At 67.8% G+C, this 26,072-nt stretch carries 27 protein-coding genes, 1 tRNA gene and 1 pseudogene; 14 read left to right on the top strand and 15 right to left on the bottom strand.

The window, feature by feature from the left end; all coding sequences use genetic code 11:
* Positions 1–24 precede the first annotated feature (24 nt).
* Positions 25–987: an acyltransferase family protein gene (locus tag CMV14_RS15550; RefSeq protein ID WP_066968359.1), complete on the top strand. Its 963-nt coding sequence runs from the start codon at positions 25–27 to the stop codon at positions 985–987.
* Between the two features lie 28 nt (positions 988–1,015).
* Positions 1,016–2,572, top strand: a complete 1,557-nt coding sequence (locus CMV14_RS15545) for a hypothetical protein (RefSeq protein ID WP_238147057.1) — start codon at positions 1,016–1,018, stop codon at positions 2,570–2,572.
* A gap of 102 nt (positions 2,573–2,674) precedes the next feature.
* Here CMV14_RS15545 and CMV14_RS15540 read toward each other — a convergent pair whose 3' ends face one another.
* Positions 2,675–3,592 carry an alpha/beta hydrolase gene (locus tag CMV14_RS15540; RefSeq protein WP_096367860.1) on the bottom strand — a complete coding sequence of 306 codons (918 nt, stop codon included), beginning with the start codon at positions 3,590–3,592 and terminating at the stop codon, positions 2,675–2,677.
* Between the two features lie 103 nt (positions 3,593–3,695).
* Here CMV14_RS15540 and CMV14_RS15535 point away from each other — a divergent pair, with 103 nt between their 5' ends.
* Complete coding sequence (locus CMV14_RS15535) at positions 3,696–4,121, top strand: OsmC family protein (RefSeq protein WP_066969464.1); 426 nt, start codon at positions 3,696–3,698, stop codon at positions 4,119–4,121.
* A gap of 63 nt (positions 4,122–4,184) precedes the next feature.
* On the opposite strand, the gene CMV14_RS15530 is transcribed toward CMV14_RS15535, so the two are convergent.
* Positions 4,185–4,484 carry a hypothetical protein gene (locus CMV14_RS15530; RefSeq protein ID WP_066969452.1) on the bottom strand — a complete coding sequence of 100 codons (300 nt, stop codon included), beginning with the start codon at positions 4,482–4,484 and terminating at the stop codon, positions 4,185–4,187.
* A gap of 199 nt (positions 4,485–4,683) precedes the next feature.
* Between CMV14_RS15530 and CMV14_RS15525 the strand changes: the two genes are divergently transcribed.
* On the top strand, positions 4,684–5,976 hold the full coding sequence (locus tag CMV14_RS15525) for a homoserine dehydrogenase (protein WP_066969450.1): 1,293 nt from the start codon (positions 4,684–4,686) through the stop codon (positions 5,974–5,976).
* A 78-nt stretch (positions 5,977–6,054) separates the two neighbouring features.
* Positions 6,055–7,026: a class II fructose-bisphosphatase gene (gene glpX, locus CMV14_RS15520; RefSeq protein ID WP_066969448.1), complete on the top strand. Its 972-nt coding sequence runs from the start codon at positions 6,055–6,057 to the stop codon at positions 7,024–7,026.
* Between the two features lie 240 nt (positions 7,027–7,266).
* Here glpX and CMV14_RS27595 read toward each other — a convergent pair.
* The 4 genes and pseudogenes from CMV14_RS27595 to CMV14_RS15505 form a co-directional block, all read right to left on the bottom strand.
* Positions 7,267–7,398, bottom strand: a pseudogene (locus tag CMV14_RS27595) (hypothetical protein); the annotation flags it as partial.
* Between the two features lie 20 nt (positions 7,399–7,418).
* Complete coding sequence (locus tag CMV14_RS15515) at positions 7,419–7,706, bottom strand: hypothetical protein (RefSeq protein WP_096367759.1); 288 nt, start codon at positions 7,704–7,706, stop codon at positions 7,419–7,421.
* A gap of 558 nt (positions 7,707–8,264) precedes the next feature.
* Entirely contained in the window at positions 8,265–9,176 is a 912-nt protein-coding gene (locus CMV14_RS15510) for a DUF3800 domain-containing protein (protein ID WP_066969446.1), read from the bottom strand.
* Positions 9,177–9,222: 46 nt separating this feature from the next.
* Positions 9,223–9,426 carry a hypothetical protein gene (locus tag CMV14_RS15505; protein WP_066969444.1) on the bottom strand — a complete coding sequence of 68 codons (204 nt, stop codon included), beginning with the start codon at positions 9,424–9,426 and terminating at the stop codon, positions 9,223–9,225.
* A gap of 238 nt (positions 9,427–9,664) precedes the next feature.
* Between CMV14_RS15505 and recJ the strand changes: the two genes are divergently transcribed.
* The 4 genes from recJ (at position 9,665) to CMV14_RS15485 (ending at position 12,986) form a co-directional block, all read left to right on the top strand.
* Positions 9,665–11,431 (top strand): single-stranded-DNA-specific exonuclease RecJ, encoded by a 1,767-nt coding sequence (recJ, locus tag CMV14_RS15500; RefSeq protein WP_066969442.1) that lies wholly within the window; start codon positions 9,665–9,667, stop codon positions 11,429–11,431.
* A gap of 204 nt (positions 11,432–11,635) precedes the next feature.
* Positions 11,636–12,556 (top strand): SDR family oxidoreductase, encoded by a 921-nt coding sequence (locus CMV14_RS15495; protein WP_066969440.1) that lies wholly within the window; start codon positions 11,636–11,638, stop codon positions 12,554–12,556.
* A gap of 94 nt (positions 12,557–12,650) precedes the next feature.
* Positions 12,651–12,726, top strand: a tRNA-Glu gene (locus CMV14_RS15490).
* 32 nt (positions 12,727–12,758) lie between these two features.
* Positions 12,759–12,986, top strand: a complete 228-nt coding sequence (locus CMV14_RS15485; RefSeq protein WP_066969438.1) for a hypothetical protein — start codon at positions 12,759–12,761, stop codon at positions 12,984–12,986.
* A 307-nt stretch (positions 12,987–13,293) separates the two neighbouring features.
* Here the strand turns inward: CMV14_RS15485 and CMV14_RS15480 are convergent, their stop codons facing one another.
* From CMV14_RS15480 to CMV14_RS15465, 4 genes are all read right to left on the bottom strand, one after another.
* Positions 13,294–14,958, bottom strand: coding sequence for an MFS transporter (locus CMV14_RS15480; protein WP_096367758.1), 1,665 nt, complete (start codon positions 14,956–14,958; stop codon positions 13,294–13,296).
* 84 nt (positions 14,959–15,042) lie between these two features.
* Positions 15,043–15,957, bottom strand: a complete 915-nt coding sequence (locus tag CMV14_RS15475) for a S41 family peptidase (RefSeq protein ID WP_066969434.1) — start codon at positions 15,955–15,957, stop codon at positions 15,043–15,045.
* Entirely contained in the window at positions 15,957–16,895 is a 939-nt protein-coding gene (locus tag CMV14_RS15470; protein ID WP_139114797.1) for a hypothetical protein, read from the bottom strand. Before CMV14_RS15470 ends, CMV14_RS15475 begins: the two co-directional genes overlap by 1 nt.
* 14 nt (positions 16,896–16,909) lie before the next feature.
* Positions 16,910–17,236: a hypothetical protein gene (locus CMV14_RS15465; protein WP_066969430.1), complete on the bottom strand. Its 327-nt coding sequence runs from the start codon at positions 17,234–17,236 to the stop codon at positions 16,910–16,912.
* Positions 17,237–17,428: 192 nt separating this feature from the next.
* Here CMV14_RS15465 and CMV14_RS15460 point away from each other — a divergent pair, with 192 nt between their 5' ends.
* Positions 17,429–17,785: a hypothetical protein gene (locus CMV14_RS15460; RefSeq protein ID WP_238147056.1), complete on the top strand. Its 357-nt coding sequence runs from the start codon at positions 17,429–17,431 to the stop codon at positions 17,783–17,785.
* Between the two features lie 143 nt (positions 17,786–17,928).
* On the opposite strand, the gene CMV14_RS15455 is transcribed toward CMV14_RS15460, so the two are convergent.
* From CMV14_RS15455 to CMV14_RS15435, 5 genes are all read right to left on the bottom strand, one after another.
* The gene (locus tag CMV14_RS15455; protein WP_139114796.1) at positions 17,929–18,177 is read right to left on the bottom strand and encodes a hypothetical protein; all 249 of its coding nucleotides are present in this window, start codon (positions 18,175–18,177) and stop codon (positions 17,929–17,931) included.
* A gap of 116 nt (positions 18,178–18,293) precedes the next feature.
* A complete protein-coding gene (locus tag CMV14_RS15450; protein WP_066969425.1) occupies positions 18,294–18,545 on the bottom strand; it encodes a hypothetical protein in 252 nt (83 codons plus the stop codon).
* Positions 18,546–18,724: 179 nt separating this feature from the next.
* A complete protein-coding gene (rpsI, locus tag CMV14_RS15445; protein ID WP_083216133.1) occupies positions 18,725–19,288 on the bottom strand; it encodes a 30S ribosomal protein S9 in 564 nt (187 codons plus the stop codon).
* Positions 19,288–19,767, bottom strand: coding sequence for a 50S ribosomal protein L13 (gene rplM / locus CMV14_RS15440; protein WP_083216132.1), 480 nt, complete (start codon positions 19,765–19,767; stop codon positions 19,288–19,290). The genes rpsI and rplM overlap by 1 nt, the downstream gene beginning before the upstream one ends.
* Before the next feature lie 132 nt (positions 19,768–19,899).
* Positions 19,900–20,955: a COX15/CtaA family protein gene (locus CMV14_RS15435; RefSeq protein ID WP_408014332.1), complete on the bottom strand. Its 1,056-nt coding sequence runs from the start codon at positions 20,953–20,955 to the stop codon at positions 19,900–19,902.
* 87 nt (positions 20,956–21,042) lie between these two features.
* Between CMV14_RS15435 and CMV14_RS15430 the strand changes: the two genes are divergently transcribed.
* The 4 genes from CMV14_RS15430 to phbB all read left to right on the top strand — a co-directional run bounded on the left by CMV14_RS15430 (position 21,043) and on the right by phbB (position 26,069).
* A complete protein-coding gene (locus tag CMV14_RS15430; RefSeq protein WP_238147055.1) occupies positions 21,043–21,912 on the top strand; it encodes a hypothetical protein in 870 nt (289 codons plus the stop codon).
* A gap of 59 nt (positions 21,913–21,971) precedes the next feature.
* The gene (locus tag CMV14_RS15425; protein ID WP_083216130.1) at positions 21,972–24,230 is read left to right on the top strand and encodes a xanthine dehydrogenase family protein molybdopterin-binding subunit; all 2,259 of its coding nucleotides are present in this window, start codon (positions 21,972–21,974) and stop codon (positions 24,228–24,230) included.
* Positions 24,227–25,255: a ferrochelatase gene (hemH, locus tag CMV14_RS15420; RefSeq protein ID WP_066969419.1), complete on the top strand. Its 1,029-nt coding sequence runs from the start codon at positions 24,227–24,229 to the stop codon at positions 25,253–25,255. The genes CMV14_RS15425 and hemH overlap by 4 nt, the downstream gene beginning before the upstream one ends.
* A gap of 91 nt (positions 25,256–25,346) precedes the next feature.
* A complete protein-coding gene (gene phbB, locus CMV14_RS15415; protein ID WP_066969417.1) occupies positions 25,347–26,069 on the top strand; it encodes an acetoacetyl-CoA reductase in 723 nt (240 codons plus the stop codon).
* Positions 26,070–26,072: the final 3 nt, after the last annotated feature.

The raw sequence follows: 26,072 nt of genomic DNA, 5'->3' as shown, positions 1-26,072 counted from the left end.
GGGGGCGGGAATGGCGGGGATGGGATGGCATCGGGACGGATCGATATCCTCGACGGCTGGCGGGCGGCGAGTATCCTGTTCGTGCTGGCCGGGCATCTGCTGCCGATGGGGCCGCATGGCTGGGGGATCAACAGTTCGCTGACGGTGGGCGGGATGGCGCTGTTCTTCGCGCTGTCGGGCTTCCTGATCACCCGTTTCCTGCTCGATCGCGCCGATGTGGCGGAGTTCCTGCGCCGCCGCCTGTTCCGGATCGTGCCGCTCGCCTGGGCCGCGATGCTGCTTCTCGCCCTGGCCAACGGGGCGGGAGCGGGGACGATCGCGGCCAATCTGCTGTTCGTGGCAAACCTGCCGCCGCCGCGTCTGATGCCGGGCGGTGCGCATCTCTGGAGCCTGTGCGTCGAGGCGCAATTCTATATTTGCGTCGCGCTGCTCGTCGCGCTCGGCGGCCGGCGCGCGCTGTGGCTGCTGCCGCCGCTCTGCATCGCGGTGACGATCGGCCGGATCGCGGCCGGTGCCGAGGAGAGCATCGTCACCTGGCTGCGGATCGACGACATATTGGCGGGCGGGACGATGGCGTTGCTGTGCGGCCGCCCCGGTGCAGCCGCTGCGCTGCGGCGTCTTCCCCAATGGCTGCCGCTGTTCCTGCTGGTGCTGGTGCTGGTAGTGGCCGGGCAGCGGGCGGGCTGGCTCAATTATCTGCGGTCCTATGTCGCCGCCGCCGCGATCGGCGTCTCGATCTTCAGCGCGCCCGATGCGATGCGGCGCCTCTTCTCCTCGCGCCCCGCCGTCTATGTCGCGACCATCTCCTACGCGCTCTACATCTTTCACCTGATGTTCGATGCGACCTGGCTGGGATCGGGCGATCGGCTCGTCAAATATGCCAAGCGGCCGCTGCTGCTGGCCGCCACCTTCGCCGCCGCGCACATCTCCACCTTCCATTTCGAGCGGCCGCTGATCGCGCTAGGAAAGCGCCTTGGCCGGCCATAGAGAAGGACCAGGGATTTTGGGGAAGCTGATGAAGCGCATCCTGGTGCTGGTCGTGGTTGCGCTGCTGTGCGTGGGGCTGGTGCGGATCACCAGCTACAGCAAGGATCAGCCCGTCGCCGGCAATGCGGTCGAGGCGCCGGCCACCGCCGCACCGCCGCTGTCGCGCCAGCCCGCCACCTATGGCATCAACCTCTCCTTCGCCGCCTTCTGGAGTCGTGAGCGCGCCTTCATGAACCTCGCGGCGGGCGGCGGCTGGAATTCCATCCGCAACGGCGTGTGGTCGGAAATGCCGTCGAACCGTGTCGATCCCGACGGGACCGTCCATGGGCTGCTGCCGGGCGAATCGATCGCGCTGTCGCTGACCCGCCCGCCGCGCAGCCGGCGCGGCGATCTGGCGATACGCTGCCGATTCGACGGGCAGGGAACGGTCAACGGCGTCGCGATGGTGGCGCCGCAGGTCGGTCCGGGCCGGATCGACTTCACCTGGCGGCAGGATGTCGAGACCGCCTTCTTCCGCATCGACGCTACCGATCCGGTCGATCCGATCCGCCACATCGATTGCCGCGAGGCCGATGCCGATCCGAAATTGCTGTTCGATCCCGCCTTCGTCGACAGCGTCCGGCCCTATCGCGCGGTCCGCTTCATGGACTGGATGCAGGCAAACATGAACCGCGCCGGCGACTGGACCCGCCGCACCCTGCCGACATCGACGATCCAGGCGGGGCCGCAGGGCGTCGCGGTCGAGCATCTCGTCGCCCTCGCCAACCAGGCGAAGGTCGACCCCTGGTTCGTGATGCCGTGGAACGCCGATGCCACCTATATGGAGAAGTTCGCGCGCTATGTGCACGATCATCTCGATCCGGCGCGCACCGCCTATGTCGAGATCGGCAATGAGGTGTGGAACCTCGATTTCCCCGCCGGCAAGCAGGCGCTGGCCGAAGGCAAGCGGCTGAAGCTGGGCGCCACCGACGACGAGGCGCGGATGCGGCGCTACGCCCAGCGCTCGGTGGAGGGCTTCATGGTCTGGGAACGGGTGTTCGCCGATGCGCCCCGGCGGATCGTCCGCATCCTGTCGGGGCAGAATGCCTGGATCGATCCTTTCATGTTCGCGCTGACCTACCAGGACACCGCCCGGCACATCGATGCGCTTTCGAGCGCGGTCTATTTCGGCCAGACCCTGCTCGCCGAGCCGCCCGCCGACACCCGCGACCTGACCCCGCTCTTCGCGCAGCTCGACGCCTCGATCGCCTCGACCTTCGAGGTGGCGCGCCGCTACAAGGCAGCGGCCGATGCGCGGGGCCTGCGCTACATCGCCTATGAAGGCGGGCAGCACGCCAATTATAGCGGGCCGGACCGGACGCTTGTGACCCGCCTCAACCGCGATCCGCGCATGGGCGAGGCCTATCGCCGCTTCATGACCGGCTGGGACCGGGAGTTCGGCGACCTGCTGATGATCTACCACTCGACCAGCCCGATCGGCACGTCGATGCATTTCGGGCTTCAGGAATATAGCGGCCAGCCACTCGCCGAGGCGCCCAAGCGCAAGGCGGTGCTCGAGGTGATCGGGGCGGCGGGGAAACGCTGAAACCGGGCGTCGCCCCGGCGGAGGCCGGGGCCGTCATGATGGGCGAGATAACGCAGCAGCAAGAACCTCCTACGGCCCCGGCCTCCGCCGGGGCGACGCAAATCAGCGCGCCGCCACCTTCGCCGGCGTCGCCACCTTCGCCGGCGTCGCCGCTTCCTTCGCTGTCACCCGTCTGGCGAAGGCGGTGATGTCCTCCAGCACGGGCGTCTTACCGCGAAACGGCTTGGCCAGCGCGGTGACGATGCCGACATGGCCCAGGTCGGGATAGACTTTGAGAGTGGAATCCACGCCCATCGAGCGCAGCCGCGCGTCGAGGTTGATCGCGTTCTTCGGCCACACCGTGCCGTCCTCTCCGCCATGCAGCAGCAGCATCGGCGGCGCCGATGCGTCGGCATAATGGATCGGCTGGGTTTCTTCCGGGCGCGGCCAGCGGCCGAAGGTGGTCTTCACGATATCGCCGTTGAAGGGCAGGAAGTCATAGGGCCCAGCCATCCCCGCGAACCCCCTGATCGCGGCGCGGTCGGCGCCCAGGAACCGGCCATCCAGCGCCAGCATCGCGGCGTTGTAGGCGCCGGCCGAATGGCCGACGAGGACGATCCGATCGGGATCGCCGCCATATTCGGCGGCATGGGCGCGGACCCAGCGGACGGCGTCGGCGCAATCCTCGAGGAAGCCCGGAAAATGTACCTCCGGCACCAGCCGATAATCGGGCACGAAGGTCACGAACCCTGCCGCGGACAGCGCCCGCGCGGCGAAATGATAGCCTTCGCGCGTGCCGCCCGACCATGATCCGCCATAGATGAACATGATCACCGGCAGCGGGCGCTTGCCGGCCCCGGTCGGGGCATAGACGTCCAGCTTGCGGCGGGGGCCCTCGCCATAGGCGATGTCCGAGGCGATCTTGCTGCTCTCGCTGTCCTTCGGCATCACCGTGTCGAAGGCGCGGACGGGCGCGCAGGCGGCGGCGACCAGCGCGCCACAGATCAGCAGGGTCAGGCCGGCAAGGGTCAGCTTGGTCATCATCGCTCCGTCCATATCGGATAATCCCGATTACGCCACTCGGTAGCGTTCGGTTGCGTCATGCGTTGTGGCGGGCGTCACTGAAGCAATCGAGGAGGCGAATATGATCATACGCAGCGCATCGGCCCGTTATGTGGGGCTCGGCAAGGACGGGAAGGGGCACGTCTCCACCCAGTCGGGCGTGCTCGACGACCAGCCCTATGGCTTCAACACCCGGTTCGAGGACGGCAAGGGCACCAATCCGGAGGAACTGGTCGCCGCGGCCCACGCCTCCTGCTTCACCATGGCCCTCAGCTTCGCGCTGGCGAAGGCCGGCTATGGCGACGGAGAGCTGGAGACGACGGCGAAGGTGTCGCTCGACAAGGAGGGGGAGGGGTTCAAGGTGACGAAGTCGGCGCTCAGCCTGACGGCGCGGGTGCCGGGCATCGCCGAGGACGAGTTTGCCCGAATCGCCGACGACGCCAAGGCGAACTGCCCGATCTCCAAACTGCTGAATGCGGAGGTGACGCTGGATCGCCGGCTGGCCTGACGGCAAAACGAAGGGGGCCGGGATGGCCCCCTTCGCCCAGTCGGTTTTACAGATGAAGCAGGATCAGCGCTGTTCGTCGCGATCCGTGCCGGACTGACGGCTGCGATCATATTGATCGGACTGGCCAGCCTGGCCGGACTGCTGGCCGCGCTGCTGGTTCTGCTGGCGATCCATCGAGCCCTGGCCCTGCTGATCCTGCTGGCCGGAGCTGCCGCCTTGCTGGTCGGCATTGCCGCCCTGCTCGCGCTGCTGGTTCTGGCGCTGCCGTTCGAGCTGCTCCTGGCGGAGCTGGTCCTGCTGGCCGGGCTGCTTGTCCTGGCTCATCTCGTTGCGCTGGTTGTCGCTCTGGCGATTCTCGTCCATGGCATCTTCTCCTCTCATATGTCCGAAAGATGGGACGCGAACAGAACGGCCTGCCCGGCCAAGCCGTTCCCGTCGTTTCGGGCAAGTGATTGAAAAGACGATAATCTGCCGTGGAAACCCGATCGACGGCATCAGGAGCGTTGCGGATGGCCGCGCCGCCCCCTACGGAGCGGCGCGAGAGTTCGAAAAAGGGGTAAACATGCCGCAACCGTTGAGGGTGGCGCTCGCAGGCCTGGGAACGGTCGGCGCCGGGGTGGTCAAGCTGCTCGACGCGAATCGGGCGCTGATCGAACGCCGCGCCGGCCGGCCGATCGAGGTGGTGGCGGTTTCCGCGCGGGATCGGTCGCGCGATCGCGGCATCGATCTGTCGCGCTTCGCCTGGGCCGACGATGCCGCCACGCTGGCCGTAGCACATGACGTGGATGTGGTGGTCGAGCTGGTGGGTGGATCCGACGGCCCGGCGCTGACCCTGGCCCGCGAGACGCTGGCGGCCGGCAAGCCCTTCGTCACCGCCAACAAGGCGATGATCGCGCATCATGGCCTGGAACTGGCGGCGATCGCCGAACAGCAGGGCGTCGCGCTGAAATATGAGGCGGCGGTCGCGGGCGGCATTCCGGTGATCAAGGGACTGCGCGAGGGTGCTGCGGCGAACGTCGTCAGCCATGTCTTCGGCATCCTCAACGGCACCTGCAACTATATCCTCACCGAAATGGAGGAGAAGGGCGCCAGCTTCGACGACGTCCTCGCCGAGGCGCAGCGGCTGGGCTATGCCGAGGCCGATCCCAGCTTCGACATCGACGGGGTGGATGCGGCGCACAAGCTGTCGATCCTGTCGAGCCTGTGCTTCGGCACCGCGGTCGACTTCGATTCGATCGCGATCACCGGCATCCGTCATGTCATCGCCGCCGACATCGCCGAGGCGGCGGCGCTGGGCTTCCGCGTCCGCCTCGTCGGCCATGGCGAGGAGAGCAGCAAGGGGCTGTTCCAGCGGGTCCATCCCTGCCTCGTCCCGCTCAGCCACCCGCTCGCCCATGTCTCGGGTTCGCTCAACGCGGTGGTGGCGCATGGCAATTTCGTCGGCCGCCTGTTCTTCCAGGGGCGCGGCGCGGGCGAGGGGCCGACCGCATCGGCGGTGGTCGCCGACCTGATCGACATCGCGCGTGGGGAGACCGGCCCGGCTTTCGCCATGCCGGTGGCGGCGCTCGCCAAGCCGGCGACGGCGCCCGCCGGAGACCGTCGCGGCCGCGCCTATCTGCGCTTCACCGTGCCCGACCGCCCCGGCGTGCTGGCCGAGATCACCGCCGCGATGCGCGATGCGGGCGTCTCGATCGAGAGCCTGATCCAGCGCGGCGCGACCGAGGACGGCAATGTGCTGATCGTGATGGTCACCCATGTCGGGCCCGAGCGGGCGGTGGCCGATGCGCTGGAGCGGCTCGACGGGTCGCAGAGCATCGCCGGACGCCCCATGCTGATGCATATCCTCGACGAATAGGGCTTCCCGCTTCTCGACAATGTCATGCGCGTCGCTTAAGCGCTGCGACCGAACCAAGAACCGAAAAGGCAAAGATTGATGGTGAAGCCCAGCAAGGCGCTTGATCGCGTCCTCGTCCTCGAAATGGTCCGCGTCACCGAGGCCGCCGCGATCGCCGCCTCGACGATGGTCGGCCGCGGCAACGAGAAGGCCGCCGATCATGCGGCGGTCGAAGCGATGCGCGCCGCGTTCAACACGCTCGATTTCGACGGCACCGTGGTGATCGGCGAGGGCGAGCGCGACGAGGCGCCGATGCTCTACATCGGCGAGAAGGTCGGCTGCGGCATCGGCACCGGCCCGAAGATCGACATCGCGCTCGATCCGCTCGAAGGCACCACCATCACCGCCAAGGCGGGCCCGAACGCGCTGGCCGTGCTGGCGATCGCGGAAGAGGGCGGCCTGCTCAACGCGCCCGACGTCTATATGGACAAGCTGGCGATCGGCCCGGGCTATGCGGACGGGCTGGTCGGCCTCGATCGCACCCCGACCGAGAATATCCAGGCGCTCGCCAAGGCGAAGGGCGTCAAGCCCAACGAGATCATCGCCTGCGTGCTCGATCGCCCCCGCCATGAGAAGCTGATCGCCGAGCTGCGCTCGCTGGGCTGCGGCATCATGCTGATCCCGGACGGCGACGTCGCCGGCGTGATCGCGGTGACCAACCCGGAGACGACGATCGACGTCTATATGGGTTCGGGCGGCGCGCCCGAGGGCGTGCTGGCGGCGGCCGCGCTCAAGTGCGTCGGCGGCCAGTTCCAGGGCCGGCTGCTGTTCCGCAACGACGACGAGAAGGCCCGCGCCCGCAAATGGGGCGTCACCGAGCTCGACCGGATCTACAAGCTCGATGACCTGGTGAAGGGCGACGCGATCTTCGCGGCGACCGGCGTCACCGACGGCTCGCTGCTCCAGGGCGTCAAGCGCCGCGCCAATGGCTGCATGACCACCGAGAGCGTGGTGATGCGGGCCTCCAGCGGCACCGTCCGCTGGGTGCGGGGCGAGCACCACAAGAACTGACGCCGTACCCGCCGCGCAGACGGGGCCGGGCACATGCCCGCCCCACGGCAGGGCGGCGCGGCGCGACAGGCGTTCGAGGCGCAGCGCGAGGCGGCAGCGCCTGGCGAAGCGGCCGGCATCCCGGATATAGCGCGCCATATCGCGCATCTGCGCCGAGCGCGTGCCGTAGCGCCAGGCATTGCGATTGCCGCGCGGCGCACCGCTGCCCTTGCCGCCATGCATCCGGCAGCGCGCGCGGCCGTGGATCGCGGGCGAGCGGCAGGGCGAACCCGATCGGGTGCGCGCCCCGCAGCGCGGCGCCCCGGCCAGAATGGCGGGCTGTCCGCACGCAGCGTCGGCGGGGCATCCGGAGGGGCGCCCGGCCGGGTGCATGGGGTTGTTCGTCGGATTTTTCATTTTGCCGCCGCCTCGCGGTCCCGCGCCGCCCGATCGGCGCGCGCCATCGCATCGAGCGAGGAGCGGCAATTGGCCTGCGCCCGCAGCGCGAGACGGATGAAGCCCTCGGCCGCCCGCGGCGATTCCCGGAAGGTCTCGGCAGAGAAGTCGCGCAGATCGTAGAACATCAGGTGGAGCGAGGCCGACTGTTCGGCCAGCATCTTCTGCATCATCGCGAGGTGGTCATCGGGCCAGTCGTCGCCGTCGTCATTGGCGACGGGGGCGGCCCCGCTACTGTCGTCCATCGGCACCTCCTGACGCGCGGACCCCTCGCCGGGCGAGCCAGCGCTGCCGGGTATCGGGTACCGCGCGGAAAGAGGTCATGCCTAGCAGATGAGTTAGGAAAAGACAAGAACAAAAACAGAACAAAATGGCGCTGGGGACTGGTGTCAGGCGGCGTAGTGCCCTTTCGTGACCACCCGCGCCTCATAACCGAGCTTTGGGAACCCAACTTCCAATCGATGCAAATCGGCCGCTCGCGAGGATAGCTTCACAGCCCGCCTCGCTTGCATTGTTCTCCCGCATGTCGGGCATCATGTCACCCAGCGCGGCAATAGTGGCCGGGGCCAGCGCGCCGTGGATCACTATGGTATTCCCGACTCCCAAGCGGCACGCTGGAAAAGCGGATTCGATCAACAGCTTAGCCTTAAGTTTATGGAATCACGGGACGATTCTTGACTTAAAGAAAGCTCTATGAGACATTATGGATGGTGGGCCGCCGGATTGCTCGGGCGGAGGTAGTCATAGCCCTCTGGCGTCTGTGCAGCACGCTCGGCATTGAGGCCGGGCTAAAAGGCGGCAGATTAGACGGGGCCGGGGTCCACCACCTTTTGCCACCATTGTTTGCCAGGATATCCATAGAAGCGCAGGATCGCTCGCTGTTCCTCGGGGACGGCAAATCGATCCAGCGTTTTCCAGTTCGGCATGAGCTTCACGCCATAACCGCAGGCCATATTGCTGTCGGGCGAGCGCGCGATTGCGGGGGCGAGAAGTTTGGCAAATGATGCGTCACAAGCCCCGGTGTCGTGGACGTCAACGGCCTTGAAGAAGGCGCTCGCCGCAATGTCGGGCAGCTTTAAACCGTCGCGTTCCTTGTGGTTGTACACATACATGAGGTCTTGATGCAGCACTGGCCACGCCAAATCGCCCCAAGGCAGGAATTGGGGCACCGCACCGCCAGCGCCTTTGATTTTGAGCCATTCGTAATAGGCATGCATCTGACTGTACGATAGGCCGCCGCGCTCGCTATATTCGAGCTTCAGCAGCCTCGGCTCGTTGTAGCGCTTGATGGAAGCCGCGAGCACAAAACCCGTCACTCGCTCAAGCAGCACTCGCGTCAACCAGCAGTAGAACCAGTTGTTGGATGGCACCTTTGCGGCTCGTGGATTGTGATAACCTTCCATGTTCTGCTTGTTCGAGATGAGGGTAAACAACTTCACCCTTCTTTGCGCCAAATAGGAACAGAGGAGTGATTTCTTGTCGGGACGGAGTTTCTGAAAATGAAGGTCGCGTAGTTGATGGCTGTTCATGGCCTTCATCATTTCGGCCACCCATGTTTGGACTTCGGGCTCGCACTCTGCAGGGATCACTGCCGCCGATATCACCAGCCATTCACTTGATCCGCCGGGAGTGCGAGGCTTCACTTTGGTAAGCCCGGGGTCGCCGGACTCATCGATGTACGCTACATAATTATAGTCAGGTGGTTTCGAGGCCATAATGAGCGAAGCAACAAAAGATTCCGAACCGAGTCAACTCGGCAGGTCAAGGAAGCCGCACGCGAGCCAGACGACGAGAGGCGCCCTTGATGAGCGGATGAGGAAGATCGTCGAAAACAAGCCCATGCGGCTTTTCGACGCCCAGCAGATCGCACAGGCCGTTGATGAAGCTTTGCGTGTTCGCAAGCTCCGATCCGCCGGTATCGCGCCAATGCGCGACGAATGCCGCTACTGCCCCCGTATCGTTCATCGCCGCTGTGATATGGCGTGCGGCAGGAGCCGACAAGCGGGAGAAGGTCCGATCAGGTGGCGCCGAGCCAATGGCACCGTGCGTTGGGTGCGGGGCGAGCACCACGAGAACTGAGGATCGATCGTCGCTCCGGCGGAGGCCGGAGCCGCGAGAGGCTATTCGCCACCTTGCCTCTTACGGCCCCGGCCTCCGCCGGGGCGACGTTGCAGGCTGGCGCTCGGCGTCCTAAGCACCTTCCATGCGCTCCCCCGTCCTCAACGTCGCCCGTTCGATCCTCGGCCAGCCCTGGCACTGGCGGGGCGGGTCGGTGGACGGGATCGACGCGGGGTTCGAGCCGGATGATCTGATCGCCCAGCTGCTGCTCGCGCGCGGCTGTCCGCGCGACGGGATCGAGGCGCACCGCACGCCGACGATCCGGGGCTTCATGCCCGACCCGTCGATCTTCCGCGACATGGACCGTGCCGCCGAGCGGCTGGCCGATGCGGTCGAGAATGGCGAGCCGGTGACGATATTCGGCGATTATGACGTCGACGGCGCCACCTCGGCCGCGCTGCTGGTGCGGCTGCTGCGCCAGCTCGGGCTGGACCCGGGCGCCTATATCCCCGACCGGCTGATGGAGGGCTATGGCCCCTCGGGCGAGGCGCTGCTGCGGATCGGCGAGGGCGGCACAAGGCTGATCGTCACCGTCGATTGCGGGGCCCAGGCGTTCGAGGCGCTCGCGCTCGCCAGCGAGGCGGGAATCGACGTGGTGGTGGTCGATCACCACAAATGCACGGTCGAGCTGCCGCGCGCCTTCGCGCTGGTCAATCCCAACCGGCTCGACGAGGAGGAGGGGGCCGCGCACGGCCATCTGGCGGCGGTGGGGGTGGCCTTCCTGCTGGGCGCGGCGCTGCTGCGCGTGCTGCGGGCGCGGGGCTGGTTCGCGGGCCGGCCGGAACCGAAGCTGATCGACCTGCTCGACATCGTCGCGCTCGGCACTGTCGCCGACGTCGCCTCGCTGCGCGGGCTCAACCGTGCCTTCGTCGCGCAGGGGATCAAGGTGATGGCCGGCCGCCGCAATATCGGCCTCGCCGCGCTGATCGAGGCGTCCCGGCTGGAGCGGGCGCCGACCTGCACTGATCTGGGCTTCGCGCTGGGGCCGCGCATCAATGCCGGGGGGCGGGTCGGCAAGTCCGATCTCGGCGTGCGCCTGCTGACCACCGAGGATCGCGAGGAGGCGCGCGAGATCGCCGCCGAACTGGATCGCCTCAACGAGGAGCGCCGGTCCATCGAGAAGGCGGTGCAGGAGGAGGCCGAGCAGCTTGCCGAGCGCCAGTCGAACCGCGCCGTCGCGCTGGTCGCGGCGGCGGGCTGGCATCCCGGCGTGATCGGCATCGTCGCCGGGCGGCTGAAGGAGAAGCTCGGCCGGCCCGCGATCGTGATCGCGCTGGACGGCGACGGGATCGGCAAGGGATCGGGCCGCTCGATCGGCGGGGTCGACCTCGGCGCGGCGGTGCTTGCCGCCAAGGATATGGGCCTGCTGGTCGCGGGCGGCGGGCATGCGATGGCGGCGGGGGTGACGGTGGGGCCGGGCGGCGTCGATGCGCTTGCCGACTTCCTGGACGAGCGGCTCGCCGCCGATGTGGCGAAGGCGCGTGATGATCGCGCGCTGCTGCTCGATGCGGTGGTGGCGCCCGGCGGGGTGACGCCCAGCCTGGTCGAGGCGCTCGAAGCGGGCGGCCCCTATGGCGCGGGCTGGCCGGCGCCGCGCATCGCGGCGGGCGCGGTGCGGGTGATCAAGGCCGATGTGGTGGGGCAGGGGCATGTCCGCACCATCGTATCGGGCCGCGATGGCCGCTCGATCAAGACGATCGCCTTCCGCGCCGCCGACAATGCGCTGGGCCAGGCGCTGCTGGGGGCGGGGCCCGATCGCACGCTGTGGATCGCCGGACGCCCGAAGGTCGACGACTGGGGCAGCCGCCCGGCCGCCGAACTGCATGTCGAGGATGCCGCCTGGGCCGATTGAGGCCCAGAGCCTGATCGGTTGAGGTGGAAGCGCTTCGCGCTTCCGCCGAAAGCGTGAATCAGGCTCTATCAATGGTTTAGACCTTGATTCACGATTTAGGCTGATCAGCCTAAACCGATCAAGGTCTGGTTGTCCGCTCTATCCCTAAGCGCAGGTGACGCGCCGCCGCCGGGCCGCCAGCCTCTCCGCAAAAGGAGAGTGGATATGGCGGAACTGGTAACGGTTTTCAGCGCGAGCGCGCGGCCCGGCATGGCGCAGCTCGGCGCGCTCCGGCAGGCGGGCTATCGGGTGCGGGCGGTCAGCCGCCGCGACCATCCGGGCTTCGAGGGCTGCGAGCGGGTCTGGGCCGATCTGGACGATCCCGCCTCGCTGGTTTCGGCCTGTGCGGGCTCCGACTATGTGCTGTTCACCTCGCCGAGCTTCACCGATCGTGCCAAGAGCCCGGAGCAGGCCGGCGCGCTGGGGCGGGCGGCGAAGGAGGCGGGCGTCCGTCGGCTGATCTACAACACCACCTCCTGGCACCCGGAGGAGATCACCGGCGTCCCGACCATGGACGAGCTGTTTCGCCGCGTCAGCGCTTTGCGGGAAAGCGGGGTGCCGCTCACCGTGGTCCGCCCGTCGCTGTTCATGGACAATCTGCTGACCAAATGGGTGAAGCCCGATCTGCTGGCGGACGGCGTGCTGCGCTATCCGCACCGCGAGGACCTCGAGGTGAGCTGGATCTGCCTCGACGATGTCGCCCGGGTGATGATCGCGACGATCGCCGACGAGAGCTTCGCGGGCCAGACGATCGACGTCGGCGGCCCCGAGACGCTAACGCCGCCCCAGGTCTGCGCGCTGCTGTCGGAACGGCTCGGGCGCCCGATTCGCTATGAACGCATCACCGCGCGCCAGTTCGGCGAACGGCTCTACGGCCTGTTCAGGGATGTGCTGGGCCCCGGCGCGGAAACCTATGTCGCGGACATGGAGCAGCATTATCTGTTCAAGAACGCGACCAATCCCTTCCTGGTGCCGATGGAGGCGATGCAGGCCCGCCTGGGCATCCGCATGACGCCGATGCGCGACTGGCTGGCCCGGCAGGACTGGACGGATGCGCGCGAGCCGGTGGGCTCGGTTTCCGGATGAACAGGGTGGTGGGGCGGGGCAATGCCAAAATATCCGCGACATTGCCTTGACCGTGCCCGCCACCTGCCCTAATCGGCCCGCCACAGCGCTGCACGGCCCCATCGTCTAGCGGTCTAGGACGTCGCCCTTTCACGGCGAAAACACGGGTTCGAGTCCCGTTGGGGTCACCACCGCAGCCTGTTTCCGATAATGACAGGCGCCGATGAACGCGCATCAGCTGATCGATCTGCTGCTTTCCCGGCTGGTCCGCGCCCATGGCGGCGAGCGGCGGCGCTGGCGGCTGGTGATCGGGCCGGTCCGGATCCACAGCGTCGAGACCCACCCGCACTGCAACTGGTCGGTCGCGCCATCGGGATCGGCGCGTGAAACCGGGCTGGTCGAGCGGCTGCTGGACGAGGTGCGGGTCTCGCATCCGATCGTGTCGCGCTGAGCCGCCGCTGTCCCGGCCGGTTCCGGGGCGGCCTGATCCAAATCCAGTGGCAAGCGGCGGCAAGCTGCGATACCCCCGCGCCTGGGGGTTTGAATGGAACGGGACATTCCGTGGGGGTGGATCGCGCTGACGATCCTGACGATCATCGTCGTCGCGGCGGTCGAGATGTGGATGCGCAGGGAGCCGCTGGTGCAGAAACGCCGGCGCCGCCGCCGGCGCGGTTTCCGCAGTATGAAGTCGCCCGCCCAGCTCGTGCGCGAGAGGGCCGAACGGGAGCCCGCACCGCCGCCACCCCCTTTGCCATCCTTCACCGATCAATATTACGCCGATAGGTTTCGGGCAGGAAAAATAAGCCGAAGATCGCGGTCGCGCCGGCAATGACGATCGGATACCACAGCCCATTGTAGATGTTGCCGGTCGCGGCGACGATCGCGAAGGCGGTGGTCGGCAGGAAGCCGCCGAACCAGCCATTGCCGACATGATAGGGCACCGACATCGAGGTATAGCGGATCCGGCTGGGGAACAGTTCGACCAGCAGCGCCGCGATCGGCCCGTAGACCATCGTCACCAGCAGCGCGAGCGCGGTCAGGATCGCGACCACCAGCGGCTTGTCGATCGCTTCCGGATCGGCCCTTGCGGGATAGCCGGCATCGGCCAGCACGGCGCCCAGCTCGTCCTGGAAGATCGCGATCGCGGCCTTGCGTTGCGCATCGCCCATGCCGCCCGGCTGGGGCGCGGTGACGATCTCGTCGCCCACCCGCACCTGCGCGGCGGCCCCCGGCGGCGCCGGCTGATTGGCATAGCTTACCCCGGCCTTGGCCAGATAGGCCTTGGCGATGTCGCAGCTGCGCCGGTCGAAGCCGTTCCTGCCGACCGGATCGAACTGGACCGAGCAATGGTCCTGGTCGGCGATCACCGTCACCGGTGCGGTCGCCTGCGCGCGCGCCAGCGCCGGGTTCGCGGCGGCGGTCAGCGCCTGGAACAGCGGGAAATAGGCGAGCGCGGCGATCGCGCAGCCGGCCAGGATGATCGGCTTGCGCCCGATCCGGTCGGACAGCCAGCCGAAGAAGATGAAGCCCGGCGTGGCGATGCCCAGCGCGATCGCGATCAGGATGTTGGTGGTGGCGCCATCGACCTTGAGCGTCTTTTCCAGGAAGAACAGCGCGTAGAACTGCCCCGCATACCAGACCACCGCCTGGCCGGCGACCGCGCCGAACAGCGCGACCAGCACCCATTTGAGGTTGTCCCAGCGGCCGAAGGCCTCGGTCAGCGGCGCCTTCGATGTCTTGCCCTCGGCCTTCATCTTCTGGAACACCGGGCTTTCGTTCAGCTGCATCCGGATCCAGAGCGACACGACCAGCAGCAGCGCGGAGGCCAGGAAGGGCAGGCGCCAGCCCCAGGCGGCGAAGGCATCCTCGCCCAGCGCGGTGCGGATGCCGATGACGATGATCAGCGAAGCGAACAGGCCCAGCGTCGCGGTCGTCTGGAGCCAGCTGGTATAAAGGCCGCGTTTCCCGTCGGGCGCATGTTCGGAGATATAGGTGGCGGCGCCGCCATATTGGCCGCCGAGGGCAAGGCCCTGAAGCAGCCGCAGGCAGACGAGCAGGATCGGCGCGGCGACGCCGATGCTGGCATAGGAGGGCAGCAGGCCGACCGCGAAGGTCGAGAGACCCATGATCCCCATGGTGACGAGGAAGGTGTATTTGCGCCCGACCAGATCGCCGATCCGGCCGAACACCACCGCGCCGAACGGCCGCACCGCGAAGCCCGCGGCGAAGGCGGCGAGCGCCAGGATGAAGCCGGTGGTCTCGTTGACGCCCGAGAAGAACTGCGCCGAGATGGTGGTCGCGAGCAGGCCGTAGAGGTAGAAATCATACCATTCGAAGATGGTGCCGAGCGACGAGGCGCCGATCACCAGCTTCTCGTTGCGGGTCGCCTTGTGGTGCTTCGCGGTGTCGCCCATGTCCGGCATGCGTCTCTCCCCTTTGGGGCAGACTATCGCTGTCGCAGCGCTTTTGCCAATTCCCGCCGTCGCATGACGCCGGGCGGGGGTGCCTCAGCCCGCTCCGCGCAGCAGGCTCGCCGCCTTGGCGAGGGCCTGGTCGGTCGGCTTGCGCGCCGTCGGCACGCGATATCTCGGGGTGAAGCCATTGCCTTCCAGCCTCGTCCCGCTGGCGGTGCGGATGTCATATTCGGCGACGGTCAGCCGCCCGCCGCCGGGCAGGTCATGATCCACCCCACCCGTCACCGATCCCGCGCTGCGCTCGCCCACCGTATAGGCACGACGGCTTTCGGCGAGATAGAAGGCCAGTATCTCGGCGGCGCTGGCCGTGTCGGGGCCGACGATCACCGCCAGCGGGCCCTGATAGGCATCCGGTCCCGCGCCGCGCGTGGTCTCCTCGATGTCGCGGCGGCCGTTCAGGCGGATCAGCAGCGCCTTGCGGGGGCTGAACAGACCGGCGATCCGGTCCAGCACGTCGTCGCGTCCGCCGCCATTGTCGCGCAGGTCCAGGATCACGCCGCGCAGGCCGGGCATCGAACGTATCTCGTCCCTGATCCAGCGGTCATCGCCCGGATCGAACTGATTGAAGCGGAGCAGCAGCAGCCCGCCGTCGAGCCGCGCCGCGCTGCGCGCCGGCGGCATGTCGCGTTCCTCGGGCGGCTCCTTCGACCAGCGCAGCTCGCTGGGGCTGGTGGCGTAGACATGGCTGTCGTCGAGCTGGTCGAGCATGCGGTTGATCACCGCGTAGAGATGCTTTTCGTCCCGGGCCGCGATTGCCTGCGGATAATATCGGTCGCGGATGGCATTCCAGTCGTTGCCGCCCATCGCCGGATCCCAATAGCGCCGCGCGACAAGGCTCCACGCCTTGTCGAACACGCGCTGGTTCAGCCCGTCGCGCTGCGCCTGCCCCGGCATCGCCGAACCGGCGAACAGGCAGAGCAGCAATGCGGCGCGGATCGGCGCGCGCATCAGTCGAGTATCCCCGAACAGCGCAGCGTCAGCCGTTTCGCGATCGTGTCGTAGAGCGCCTCGCTGCACCGGTCGGTGCGGTCGCGGCCGATCATCACCACCGGCCAGGCGTCCTGCTGCTTCACCCTGCGCTTGACGACGATGTCATCGGGATCGTCCGGATCGCTCGGGAATTCCTCGCGCCCCGCGAAATCGGCGGTGCGGACGGGCAGGTTCTTGTACACGAAGCCGGCGACGGGCGCGGGCTGGCGGAAGCGGAGCATGGAGATGGGCCGCTCGATCCCGAAGGCCGCGACCATCCGCCCGCCATCGGTAAGCTTGCCGCCATATTCGCGCGCCAGGATCGCGCCGGCCGAGCTTGAGGCAAAGCTCTCCGGCCGTTCCAGGGAGAAGAGGATATTGATGGACCGGCGCCCGACGGGAACACTGGCCTGCGGACCATGGACATCATTGTCGTCGATCAGGAAATCCGCGCTCCGGTCGGCCGGGGCCTGGCCGGCGCGGACGAAGCGTATCGTTGCGTAGGGGAGCAGTCCGATCCCGATTTCCCCGTCGACGCCCGCGCAACAGGGCCGGCCATGCGATGAAAGCGTCACCAGCATCTTGCGGCCATTCAGCTTGATCGGGGCAGTCGCCTCGATGCTGGGCAGCGGCTCGCGGCCGACATAGGCATCCAGGCCGTTCTCAAAGCGGAAGCGGCGACTGGGTGGGTCGGCCTTCAGCCGTTCGACGGCATCGGGATTGAGTTCGATCAGGCGTTTCTGGTCGAGCGCGACGCGGAGGCGCAGCTTCACGTCGCCGATCTTCGTCTCGATCACCGGCTCCGCCATGTCGAGCAGCAGTTCGCCGGTGGGTGGCAGCGGCCGCTTCGCGCCGGCAGCGGTGGGGAGCGCAACCAGCGCGAGCAACAGCATCGCCCGCGCTGGTCGGCTCCTCATTCCACGGCCTCCGCTCAGCGCTGGCGCGAATAGCTGCGATAGGCCGGCGCGCTGCTGGTGGTGGCACGGCGGCTGCTGCTGTAGCGCGGCGCATAATAGCTGCGGCTGCGATAGGTCCGGTGTCCCTTGTTGATCAGCGTGTTGTAGAGCGCGCCGCCGGCACCGCCGATCAACGCGCCTTCGCCGACCGACAGGCCGGGGATCACCGCGCCGGCGACCACGCCGCCGGCGGCACCGATGCCGGCGCCGCGCAGGATGTGCGAGGCGCTCTGGGCGGAGGCAGGCGCCGCGACGCCCATGGAAAGCAGGGCGGCGCTGCCAAGCACGAACAGTTTATTCATGGCAGTACTCCTTCAAATATCGCATCGGCAACGGGCGAGAAACGACCCGGTTCCGGCGTTCATCCGGCAGCAAGGAAATAGTCCCGTTGCTCCGTCTTGCTCATTGAAGGTTCAGTTGCTGAACCGCATATTGACCGCAGTAATGGAGGACATCCCATGCGCGCTACGCTGTGCCTTATTGGCGCTATGTTGATGACCGCGGCCCTGCCGGTCCAGGCCGCGCGTCTTGCCCCCGAAGCCCGGATCGCCAAGGAACTGAACGGCCGGGTCGCCGGCAAGCCGGTCGATTGCATCCCGCTCCGCCAGATCCAGTCCACCCAGATCTTCGAGCGGACCGCGATCCTCTACAAGCTGGGCAGCACCTGGTATCTCAACCGCCCGGCGTCGGGCGCCAATTTCCTCGACCGCGACGACATCCTGGTCACCGATACGCACAGCCCCAACCTGTGCAGCATCGATATCGTCCGGCTGCTGGACTCGGGCTCGCACATCCAGAGCGGTTCGCTGGGGCTCGGCAAGTTCGTGCCCTACACCAAGCCGAAGGGCTGACCGGCTCCCGCGATTTCCGACGCAGGGGCCTGGCTTTTCCAGCCGTTACCCGCCGATCCACGCAAGAAGGCCCGGCACGAGGGGCATGCCGGGCCTTGGCGGGGGGCATGGGGTAACACCCCCGGGGGAGAGGATTGGCGGGGTTATCTGCGATCGGCGTAGCGGTGCAGGGCCAGTTCGCGCTGCACGCCTTCCGGCATCGTCCGTCCAGCCAGCGACACGTCGCTGGGCTTGCGGAAACGGACGTGGACCGGGCCGGCCACCTGCTGTGGCGCGGCGTTCTGCATTGGAAGACCCGGCCGGACGTCGCCACCGCGAGCACCCTGCATAGCCTGGGCCAGGGCGGTGGTGCTCGTTATGATCGCCACGGCGGCGACAAGGCTGCGGATCATTGGCTGTTCCATGGGCAGATCGATAGACGACCGAGGGTCAGTGAAGAAATGACTATATGTCGTCACTCTGATCGCCCCTATCGATCATGATCGATAGGGCGCGCGGGCCGGTACGATCAATCGAGCGGCGACAGGGTCGCGGGCTGGCGATAGGCGAGCTGGGCGTTCTGGGCCGGCGCGTTCGTCAGGCCGAGCGTGGCGGTGCCATGCTGGCGGACGCGGATCTTCACCGGTCCCGCGATCTGGCGGGGGGCCTTCGCCGTAAGGACCTGCTCGGGCTGCGAGGGGCGATCCTTGGCGACCGGGATCGCCTGCGCCGCGGCGGCGCTGCCGGCTGCGAGTGCGATGGCGAGAACAAGCTTGAACATGACGCAAACTCCACTTGGTGAAGAGAGCGCTAACCCTGTTTCGCCTCCGGGCCTAATCACCAATTGTAACTTTGCCGGTTTCTTCGACCAAAGTCGCAGGAAGGCGGCTCAAAAGAAAACGGGCCGCCATTTCTGGCGGCCCGTATCCAATCTCCGGCAGTGCCGAAAAGCCCGATCGCTTAGCGCTTCGAGAACTGGAAGCTGCGGCGGGCCTTGGCCTTGCCGTACTTCTTGCGCTCGACCGCGCGGCTGTCGCGGGTCAGGAAGCCAGCGGCCTTGATCGGCGCGCGCAGGATCGGCTCGTACTTGGTCAGCGCCTGGCTGATGCCATGCTTGACCGCGCCGGCCTGACCCGAAAGGCCACCGCCCTTGACGGTGCAGATGACGTCATACTGGCCCTCGCGCTCGGAAACGCCGAACGCCTGGTTGATGACGAGGCGCAGCGTCGGACGCGCGAAATAGACTTCCTGGTCACGGCCGTTGACGGTGATCTTGCCGGTGCCGGGCTTCAGCCAGACGCGGGCGACCGCGTCCTTGCGGCGGCCGGTGGCATAGGCACGGCCCTGCGCGTCGATCTCCTGCGCGCGGAGCGGGGTGGTCGGCTGGGCCGGGACGACGGGAGCGGCGGCGGGCGCCTCGTCCGTCGAAACGTCGGCCGAAGCGGCGGCGACGGTGGGGGCCGGGGCGGGGGCCGCGCCGGTCAGCGAGGCCAGGTCGGAAAGCGACTGACGATTGTCGGACATTATGCGCCCACCTTGTTCTTGCGGTTCATCGACGCGATGTCGAGCACTTCGGGGTTCTGGGCAGCGTGCGGATGCTCCGAGCCCTTGAAGATGCGCAGGTTGCGCATCTGCTGGCGGCCAAGCGGACCGCGCGGGATCATGCGCTCGATCGCCTTCTCGAGCACGCGCTCGGGGAAGCGGCTCTCGAGAACCTTGCCCGCGGTGATGCCCTTGATACCGCCGGCATAGCCGGTGTGGCGGTAATAGACCTTGTCCTTCAGCTTCTTGCCGGTGAAGCGCACCTTGTCCGCGTTGATGACGATGACATTGTCACCGCAATCGATGAACGGCGTGTAGCTCGGCTTGTGCTTGCCGCGCAGGACATTGGCGATGATCGAGGCGGCGCGGCCGACGATCAGGCCCTCCGCATCGACGATATGCCATTTCTTTTCCACCGTGTGCGGCGTAGCCACCTTGGTGGTCTTCATGAGCGCCTTCATGGGCCAGGACCTTCTTGTTTCGTATCGTTCCAAAATGAACGACGCCGCCCCGTGAAGAGCGGCGTTGACGGGCGGGCTAATGCGCGGGAGCCCCGAATAAGTCAAGCAAAATGGGCTTATTCTTGTGCGGTATTATAATACCTTCTTCTGGCCAACGGCATGCCCGGCCCACAGCACGGCGGCGAGCAGCAGCACCGCGGCGGCCTGGTGCGCGACGGCGATATCGATCTGGACGCCGGTCATCAGCGTGGCGATGCCAAGGCCGATCTGAAGGGCGACCAGCGCCGCCACCGCCTGCACCGGCCCCTTGGCGCCATGGTTCCGGGCCGCGCGGGCCAGCGCCAGGGCGGCGAAGGCCGCGACCCAGGCCCACCAGCGGTGGATGAACTGCACGACGATCGGGTTGTCCCAGAGGTTGGCGATGCCGAGCGCCGGATTCCAGCCGCCCGACGGGAACCATTGGTCGCCCATCCTGGGCCAGCTCGCAAAGGCATAGCCCGCGCGCAATCCGGCCACGAAGGCGCCCAGCATGATCTGGATGGCCAGGATCAGCAGCGCCGCGAGCCCCAGGCGGGTGAGCGACGCGGGCCGCGCTGTCGGGTCCCGGTCCAGGCGGCGCAGGTCGAGCGCGGTCCACACCAGGGCCGCGAAGATCAGCAGCGCGGCGATCAGGTGGACGGCGAGGCGGATATGGCTGACCTCGGTACGAACCGAGAGCCCCGAATAGACCATCCACCAGCCGATCGCGCCCTGCAGCCCGCCGAGCAGGAAGATGCCGATCATGCGGCGGCCATAGCCCCAGGGGATCGCCCGCTTCCACCAGGCGACCAGCATCACCGCCGCCAGCACCGCGCCGATGGCGCGCGCCAGCAGGCGATGGAGATATTCCCAGAAATAGATCGCCTTGAACCCTTCCAGGTCCATATGGAGGTTGAACGCCGCATATTGCGGGATGCGCTTGTAATTCTCGAACTCGGCCTGCCACTCGGCCGCGTTCAGAGGCGGGATGATCCCGCGCACCGGCTTCCATTCGGTGATCGACAGGCCCGATTCGGTCAGCCGCGTGATCCCGCCGACGACGACGATGGCGAAGACCAGGAGGGCGATCAGGAAAAGCCAGTTGGAAAGCGCCAGCGCGCGGGGTGCTGGCTGTTCGGGGCGGGAGAACAGGGACATGGCCGCGCTCATGCGCCAGCGGGTCGCGGGGATCAAGCCGGAGGATGTGCAGGACCGGCGTGACACCCTCCGCCGCGCATAATAGCGTGGGGGATCGACATGCAGGGGAATCGGATGCGGCCATGGTCCTGGATAGCGGTTGCCCTGCTGGGCGCGCATGGCGGCGTTCTCGCCCAGGCGGCGCCCGACGACACCATCGTCGTCCTGGGTGAGCGGGACAGGCAGACAAAGGAGCAGCGCTTCGTCGAGGCGCTGGCGGAGCCTTCGCGCAACGGCCAGCTTGCCCGCTTCACCGATAAGGTCTGCCCGCGCAGCCTGGGCCTGAGCGACAAGAACAACCAGGATCTGGCGCGGCGGATGCGCCGGGTCGCGGCGGCGGCGCACATCCCGGTGGCGGAGGAGGATTGCCGGCCCAATGTGGTGGTGCTGTTCGTGCAGGATCGGCGCAGCGCCATCCAGCGCTGGCGGGTCGACCGTCCCGATTTCTTCGCCGGCCTGAAGCCGGCGCAGATCGACAGGCTCGCGGCCGGGACCGATCCGGTCGCCGCGTGGCAGATCATCCGGGTGAAGGGCAGGGACGGGCGGCCGATGGGCCGGGTCGATTCGGACATCTACGATTACATGGTCAATCAGCAGGCGGTGCCGTCGCGCATCGCCAGCGCGATCGAGATCGATTTCTCGGCGTCCTTCGTGCTGATCGAGCAGAAGCTGATCGGCAATTCTTCGCTGGTCCAGCTTGCCGACTATGCGGCGATGCGCACGCTTGCGAGCACCGACCCGCAGGCGGGCGACAAGCAGCGGCTTCCGACCATATTGTCGCTGTTCACCAGCCCCGGCGAACCCGTGCCGCTCAGCGTCACGCAATGGGATCTCGGCTACCTCACCGCGCTCTACGACACCCGTCTGGCTTCCCGCGCGCGCGATCAGCAGCGCGCGATGGGCAAGACGCTGGAGCGCGACGGGGAATAGCCTTCGGGTCTTCCTTCAACCCGCTGGCATCGCCCCGCGCCGCCGCCTATCATGCGCCGATGCACGGACGGATCGAGCGAAAGAAGGGGCCGGAAAAGGCCGGGCGCGGCATCACCCGGCGGCGGCTGCTGATCGGCGGTGGGGCCGCGGCCGGGCTGCTGGTCGGCTGGGCGGTGTGGCCGCGCCGCTACGCGCCCAACCTGGTCGCGGAGCCAGGCGAGCATGTCTTCAATGCCTATCTCAAGATCGGCACCGACGGGCGGATCGTCGTCGCGGTACCGCAGGCGGAAATGGGGCAGGGCGTCTACACGTCGCTGCCGCAGATACTGGCCGACGAGCTGGGCGCCGACTGGCGCACCGTCGCGGTCGAGCCGGCACCGATCAACCCGGTCTACGCCAATCCGCTGGTGTTCGAGGAGGAGGCCGAACGGCGGCTTCCCGCATGGCTCCACGGTGTCGGCCGATGGGCGGCGCGCGAGGTGGCGATGCGCCTCGACTTCACCATCACCGGCGGCTCCTCGTCGATCCGGGTGTTCGAGCAACGCATGATCGAGGCGGGTGCGGCGGCGCGCGCGCTGCTCTGCATGGCCGCCGCCGAGCGCTGGGGGATTGACTGGAACGCCTGCGATACCGAAGCGGGCTTCGTCGTGCGCGGCCGGGACCGGATCCGCTTCGCCGAGCTGGCGGAGGCGGCGGCCGGGCTGGAACCGCCCGATCCGATTCCGCTGCGGGGCCCCGCCGAGCGGACCCTGATCGGCCGGCCGGTTCCGCGCCTCGATCTGCCGTCGAAGGTCGACGGCAGCGCCCTGATGGGGGCCGACGTACGCCTGCCCGGCATGGTCTATGCGTCGATCGAGCATGCGCCCTATGGCGGCGGCCATCCGGCCAAGATGACCCTTGGCGACGCGGAGGCGACCCCCGGTGTCGCGGCGGTGGTGACCCATGACGGCTGGGTGGCGGTGATCGGCACCAACTGGTGGGCGGCCGATCGCGGGCTCCAGGCGCTGGCGATCGAATGGGAGGCGGCGGGTCCGCGCCCCGATGACGGCACTGTGCGCAAGGCGCTCGTCGCCGCGCTGGACGGCGATAGCGTCGAACGGTTCGCCGAGCGTGGCGACGCCGATGCGGCGCTGGGCGGGCAGGGCGTGATCAGTGCCGGCTATTCGGTGCCGATGATCCCGCATGCCCCGCTGGAGACGCTGACCGCCACCGCGCGCTTCGGCGATGGCGGCGTGGAGATCTGGGTGCCGACCCAGGCGGCGCCTTTCGCGCGCGATGCGGTCGCCGCGGCGGTCGGCCTCGATGCGTCGCGGGTGACGATCTATCCGACGCTGATCGGCGGCGGTTTCGGCCGCAAGAGCGAGGTACAGGCCGCGGTCGAGGCGGCGCTCATCGCGCAAAAGGCGAAGAAGCCGGTCCAGCTTGTCTGGCCGCGCCGTGAGGATATCCAGCACAGCCGCTTCCGCCCGCCGGCCGTGGCGCGGCTGAAGGCGAAGCTCGGGCCCGGCGGATCGATCGCCGCCTGGTCCACCCGGATCGCCGCCCCGGCGATGGGCGCCGAGACGTTCGACCGGATGATGGGCAAGCCGCCCCGGGACGGCTACGGGCCCGAGCGCGGTGCGGTGGAGGGGGCGACGCCGCCCTATGCGATCGACGCGCTCGCGGTCGAGCATGCCGCCGCCGCGATCGGGGTGCCGACCGGTCCCTGGCGTTCGGTCGGCAACAGCTACACCGCCTTCTTCACCGAAAGCTTCATCGACGAACTGGCCCAGGCTGCCGGGCTCGATCCGCTTTCCTTCCGGATGCAGGCGCTGGCCGGCCAGCCCCGGCTCGCGCGTTGCCTGCAGATGGCGGCATCGATCGGCGCCTGGCAGGGTGGGGAACCCGGCACCGGCCAGGGCCTCGCCGCGCACAGCTGCTTCGGCAGCCATGTCGCCGTGCTGGCCGAGACGCGGATCGAGGGCGACCGCATCGCCGTGCCCAGCGTCACCGCCGTCGTCGATATCGGCCGGGTCATCCATCCCGATATCGTCCGCCAGCAGATCGAGGGCGGGATAAGCTGGGGGCTCGCCAACGCCTTCGGCCTGCCGGTCTCGATCGCGCGGGGTAGGGTCGCCGCGCAGAATTTCGACGGGCTCGGCCTGCCAATGCTGGCCGACGCACCCGAGATCAGGGTCGAGATCATCCCCTCGAAAGAAGAACCGGGCGGCGCGGGCGAGATCGCGGTGCCGCCGGTCGCCCCCGCCATCGCCAACGCCGTCTTCGCCGCTACCGGCAAGCGGTTGCGCCACCTTCCTCTCAGGCTCTCCGACGCATGAACGATGTCACTCGGGCCACCGCGCCCGCTTCCGGAAACCGGATCGGCCTGTTGCTGGTCAACCTCGGCACGCCCGACGCCCCGACGCCCGGCGCGGTACGCCGCTATCTGGCCGAGTTCCTGTCGGATCGGCGCGTGGTCGAGATTCCGGCGCTGCTCTGGCAGCCGATCCTGCGCGGGATCATCCTCAACATCCGGCCGCGCAAGTCGGCGCGGGCCTATGCCGAGGTCTGGACCCCGGAAGGGTCGCCGCTCGCCGCGATCACCCGGCGCCAGGCGACGGCGCTCACCGGCCGTTTCGGCGCGGATGTCGTCGTCGACCATGCGATGCGCTACGGCCGCCCCGCCATCGCCGAGCGGCTGGCGGCGCTGCAGGCCCAGGGCTGTGACCGCATCCTGATCGCCGCGCTCTATCCCCAATATTGCGGCGCGACCACCGCGACAGCGCATGACGCGGTGTTCGCGGCGGTCGGCGCGATGCGCGCGCAGCCCGCGATCCGGACCCTGCCGCCCTATTATGATCACCCCGCCTATATCGCCGCGCTCGCGGCCTCGGTGCGCGATCAGCTTCATGCGCTCGACTTCGCGCCCGATGCGATCGTCGCCAGCTTCCACGGCATGCCGCAACGGACCCGCGACCTCGGCGATCCCTATCACGACCAGTGCCAGACGACCGCGCGCCTGCTCGGCGAGGCGCTTGGCCGCGATCTGGTGGTCAGCTTCCAGTCGCGCTTCGGCCGCGCCAAATGGCTCGAACCCGCTACCGATGCCACGCTGGAGCGGCTGGCGCGCGAGGGCGTGCGCCGGATCGCGGTGATCGCGCCGGGTTTCTCGGTCGATTGCCTGGAGACGCTGGAGGAACTGGCGATGCAGGGACGGGACCAGTTCCTTGGCGCCGGGGGAGAGGCGTTCGCCTATCTTTCCTGCCTGAACGACAGCCCTGCGGGAGTGGAAATGCTGGCCACGGTCATCGCTGAGCAACTTCAGGGCTGGATAGGCGCTGGCTCTGCCGCGAATAGCGCCTGATTCGGCGTATTTTCCTGATGACGGGCGCTTCCGCTCGGCCCGAACAGGCTCTAGCATTAGCATCAGGCCGAATCTTTGGGGAGACGCAAATATGGCTCGTGTTGCGATCGTTACCGGCGGAACCAGGGGCATTGGCGAGGCGATCAGCCTGGCGCTGAGGGACGGCGGGGCGATCGTCGCCGCCAACTATGCCGGCAATGACGAGCGCGCGCGCGAGTTCACCGAACGGACCGGCATCCGCAGCTACAAATGGGATGTGGCGGATTATGACGCCTGCCACCAGGGCGTCGAGCAGGTCGAGGCCGAACTGGGCCCGGTCGACATCGTCGTCAACAATGCCGGCATCACCCGCGACGGCACCCTGCTCAAGATGACCTACCAGGATTGGAAGGACGTCATGGACACCAATCTGGGCGGCTGCTTCAACATGGCCAAGGCGACCTTCCCGGGCATGCGGGCCCGTGGCTGGGGCCGGATCGTCAACATCGGCTCGATCAACGGCCAGGCCGGCCAGTACGGCCAGGTCAACTATGCCGCCGCCAAGTCGGGCATCCACGGCTTCACCAAGGCGCTGGCGCAGGAAGGCGCCAAGGCCGGCGTCACCGTGAACGCCATCGCGCCGGGCTATATCGATACCGACATGGTCGCGGCGGTGCCGCAGGACGTGCTGGCCAAGATCGTCGCCAAGATCCCCGTCGGGCGCCTCGGCCATGCCGAGGAGATCGCCCGCGGCGTCGCCTATCTCTGCGCCGACGAAGCCGGGTTCATCACCGGATCGACCATGTCGATCAACGGCGGCCAGCACATGTACTGACGC

This window comes from Rhizorhabdus dicambivorans (assembly GCF_002355275.1).
GTDB classification, from domain to species: domain Bacteria; phylum Pseudomonadota; class Alphaproteobacteria; order Sphingomonadales; family Sphingomonadaceae; genus Rhizorhabdus; species Rhizorhabdus dicambivorans.
This window is presented reverse-complemented; position numbering and strand designations above follow the sequence as displayed.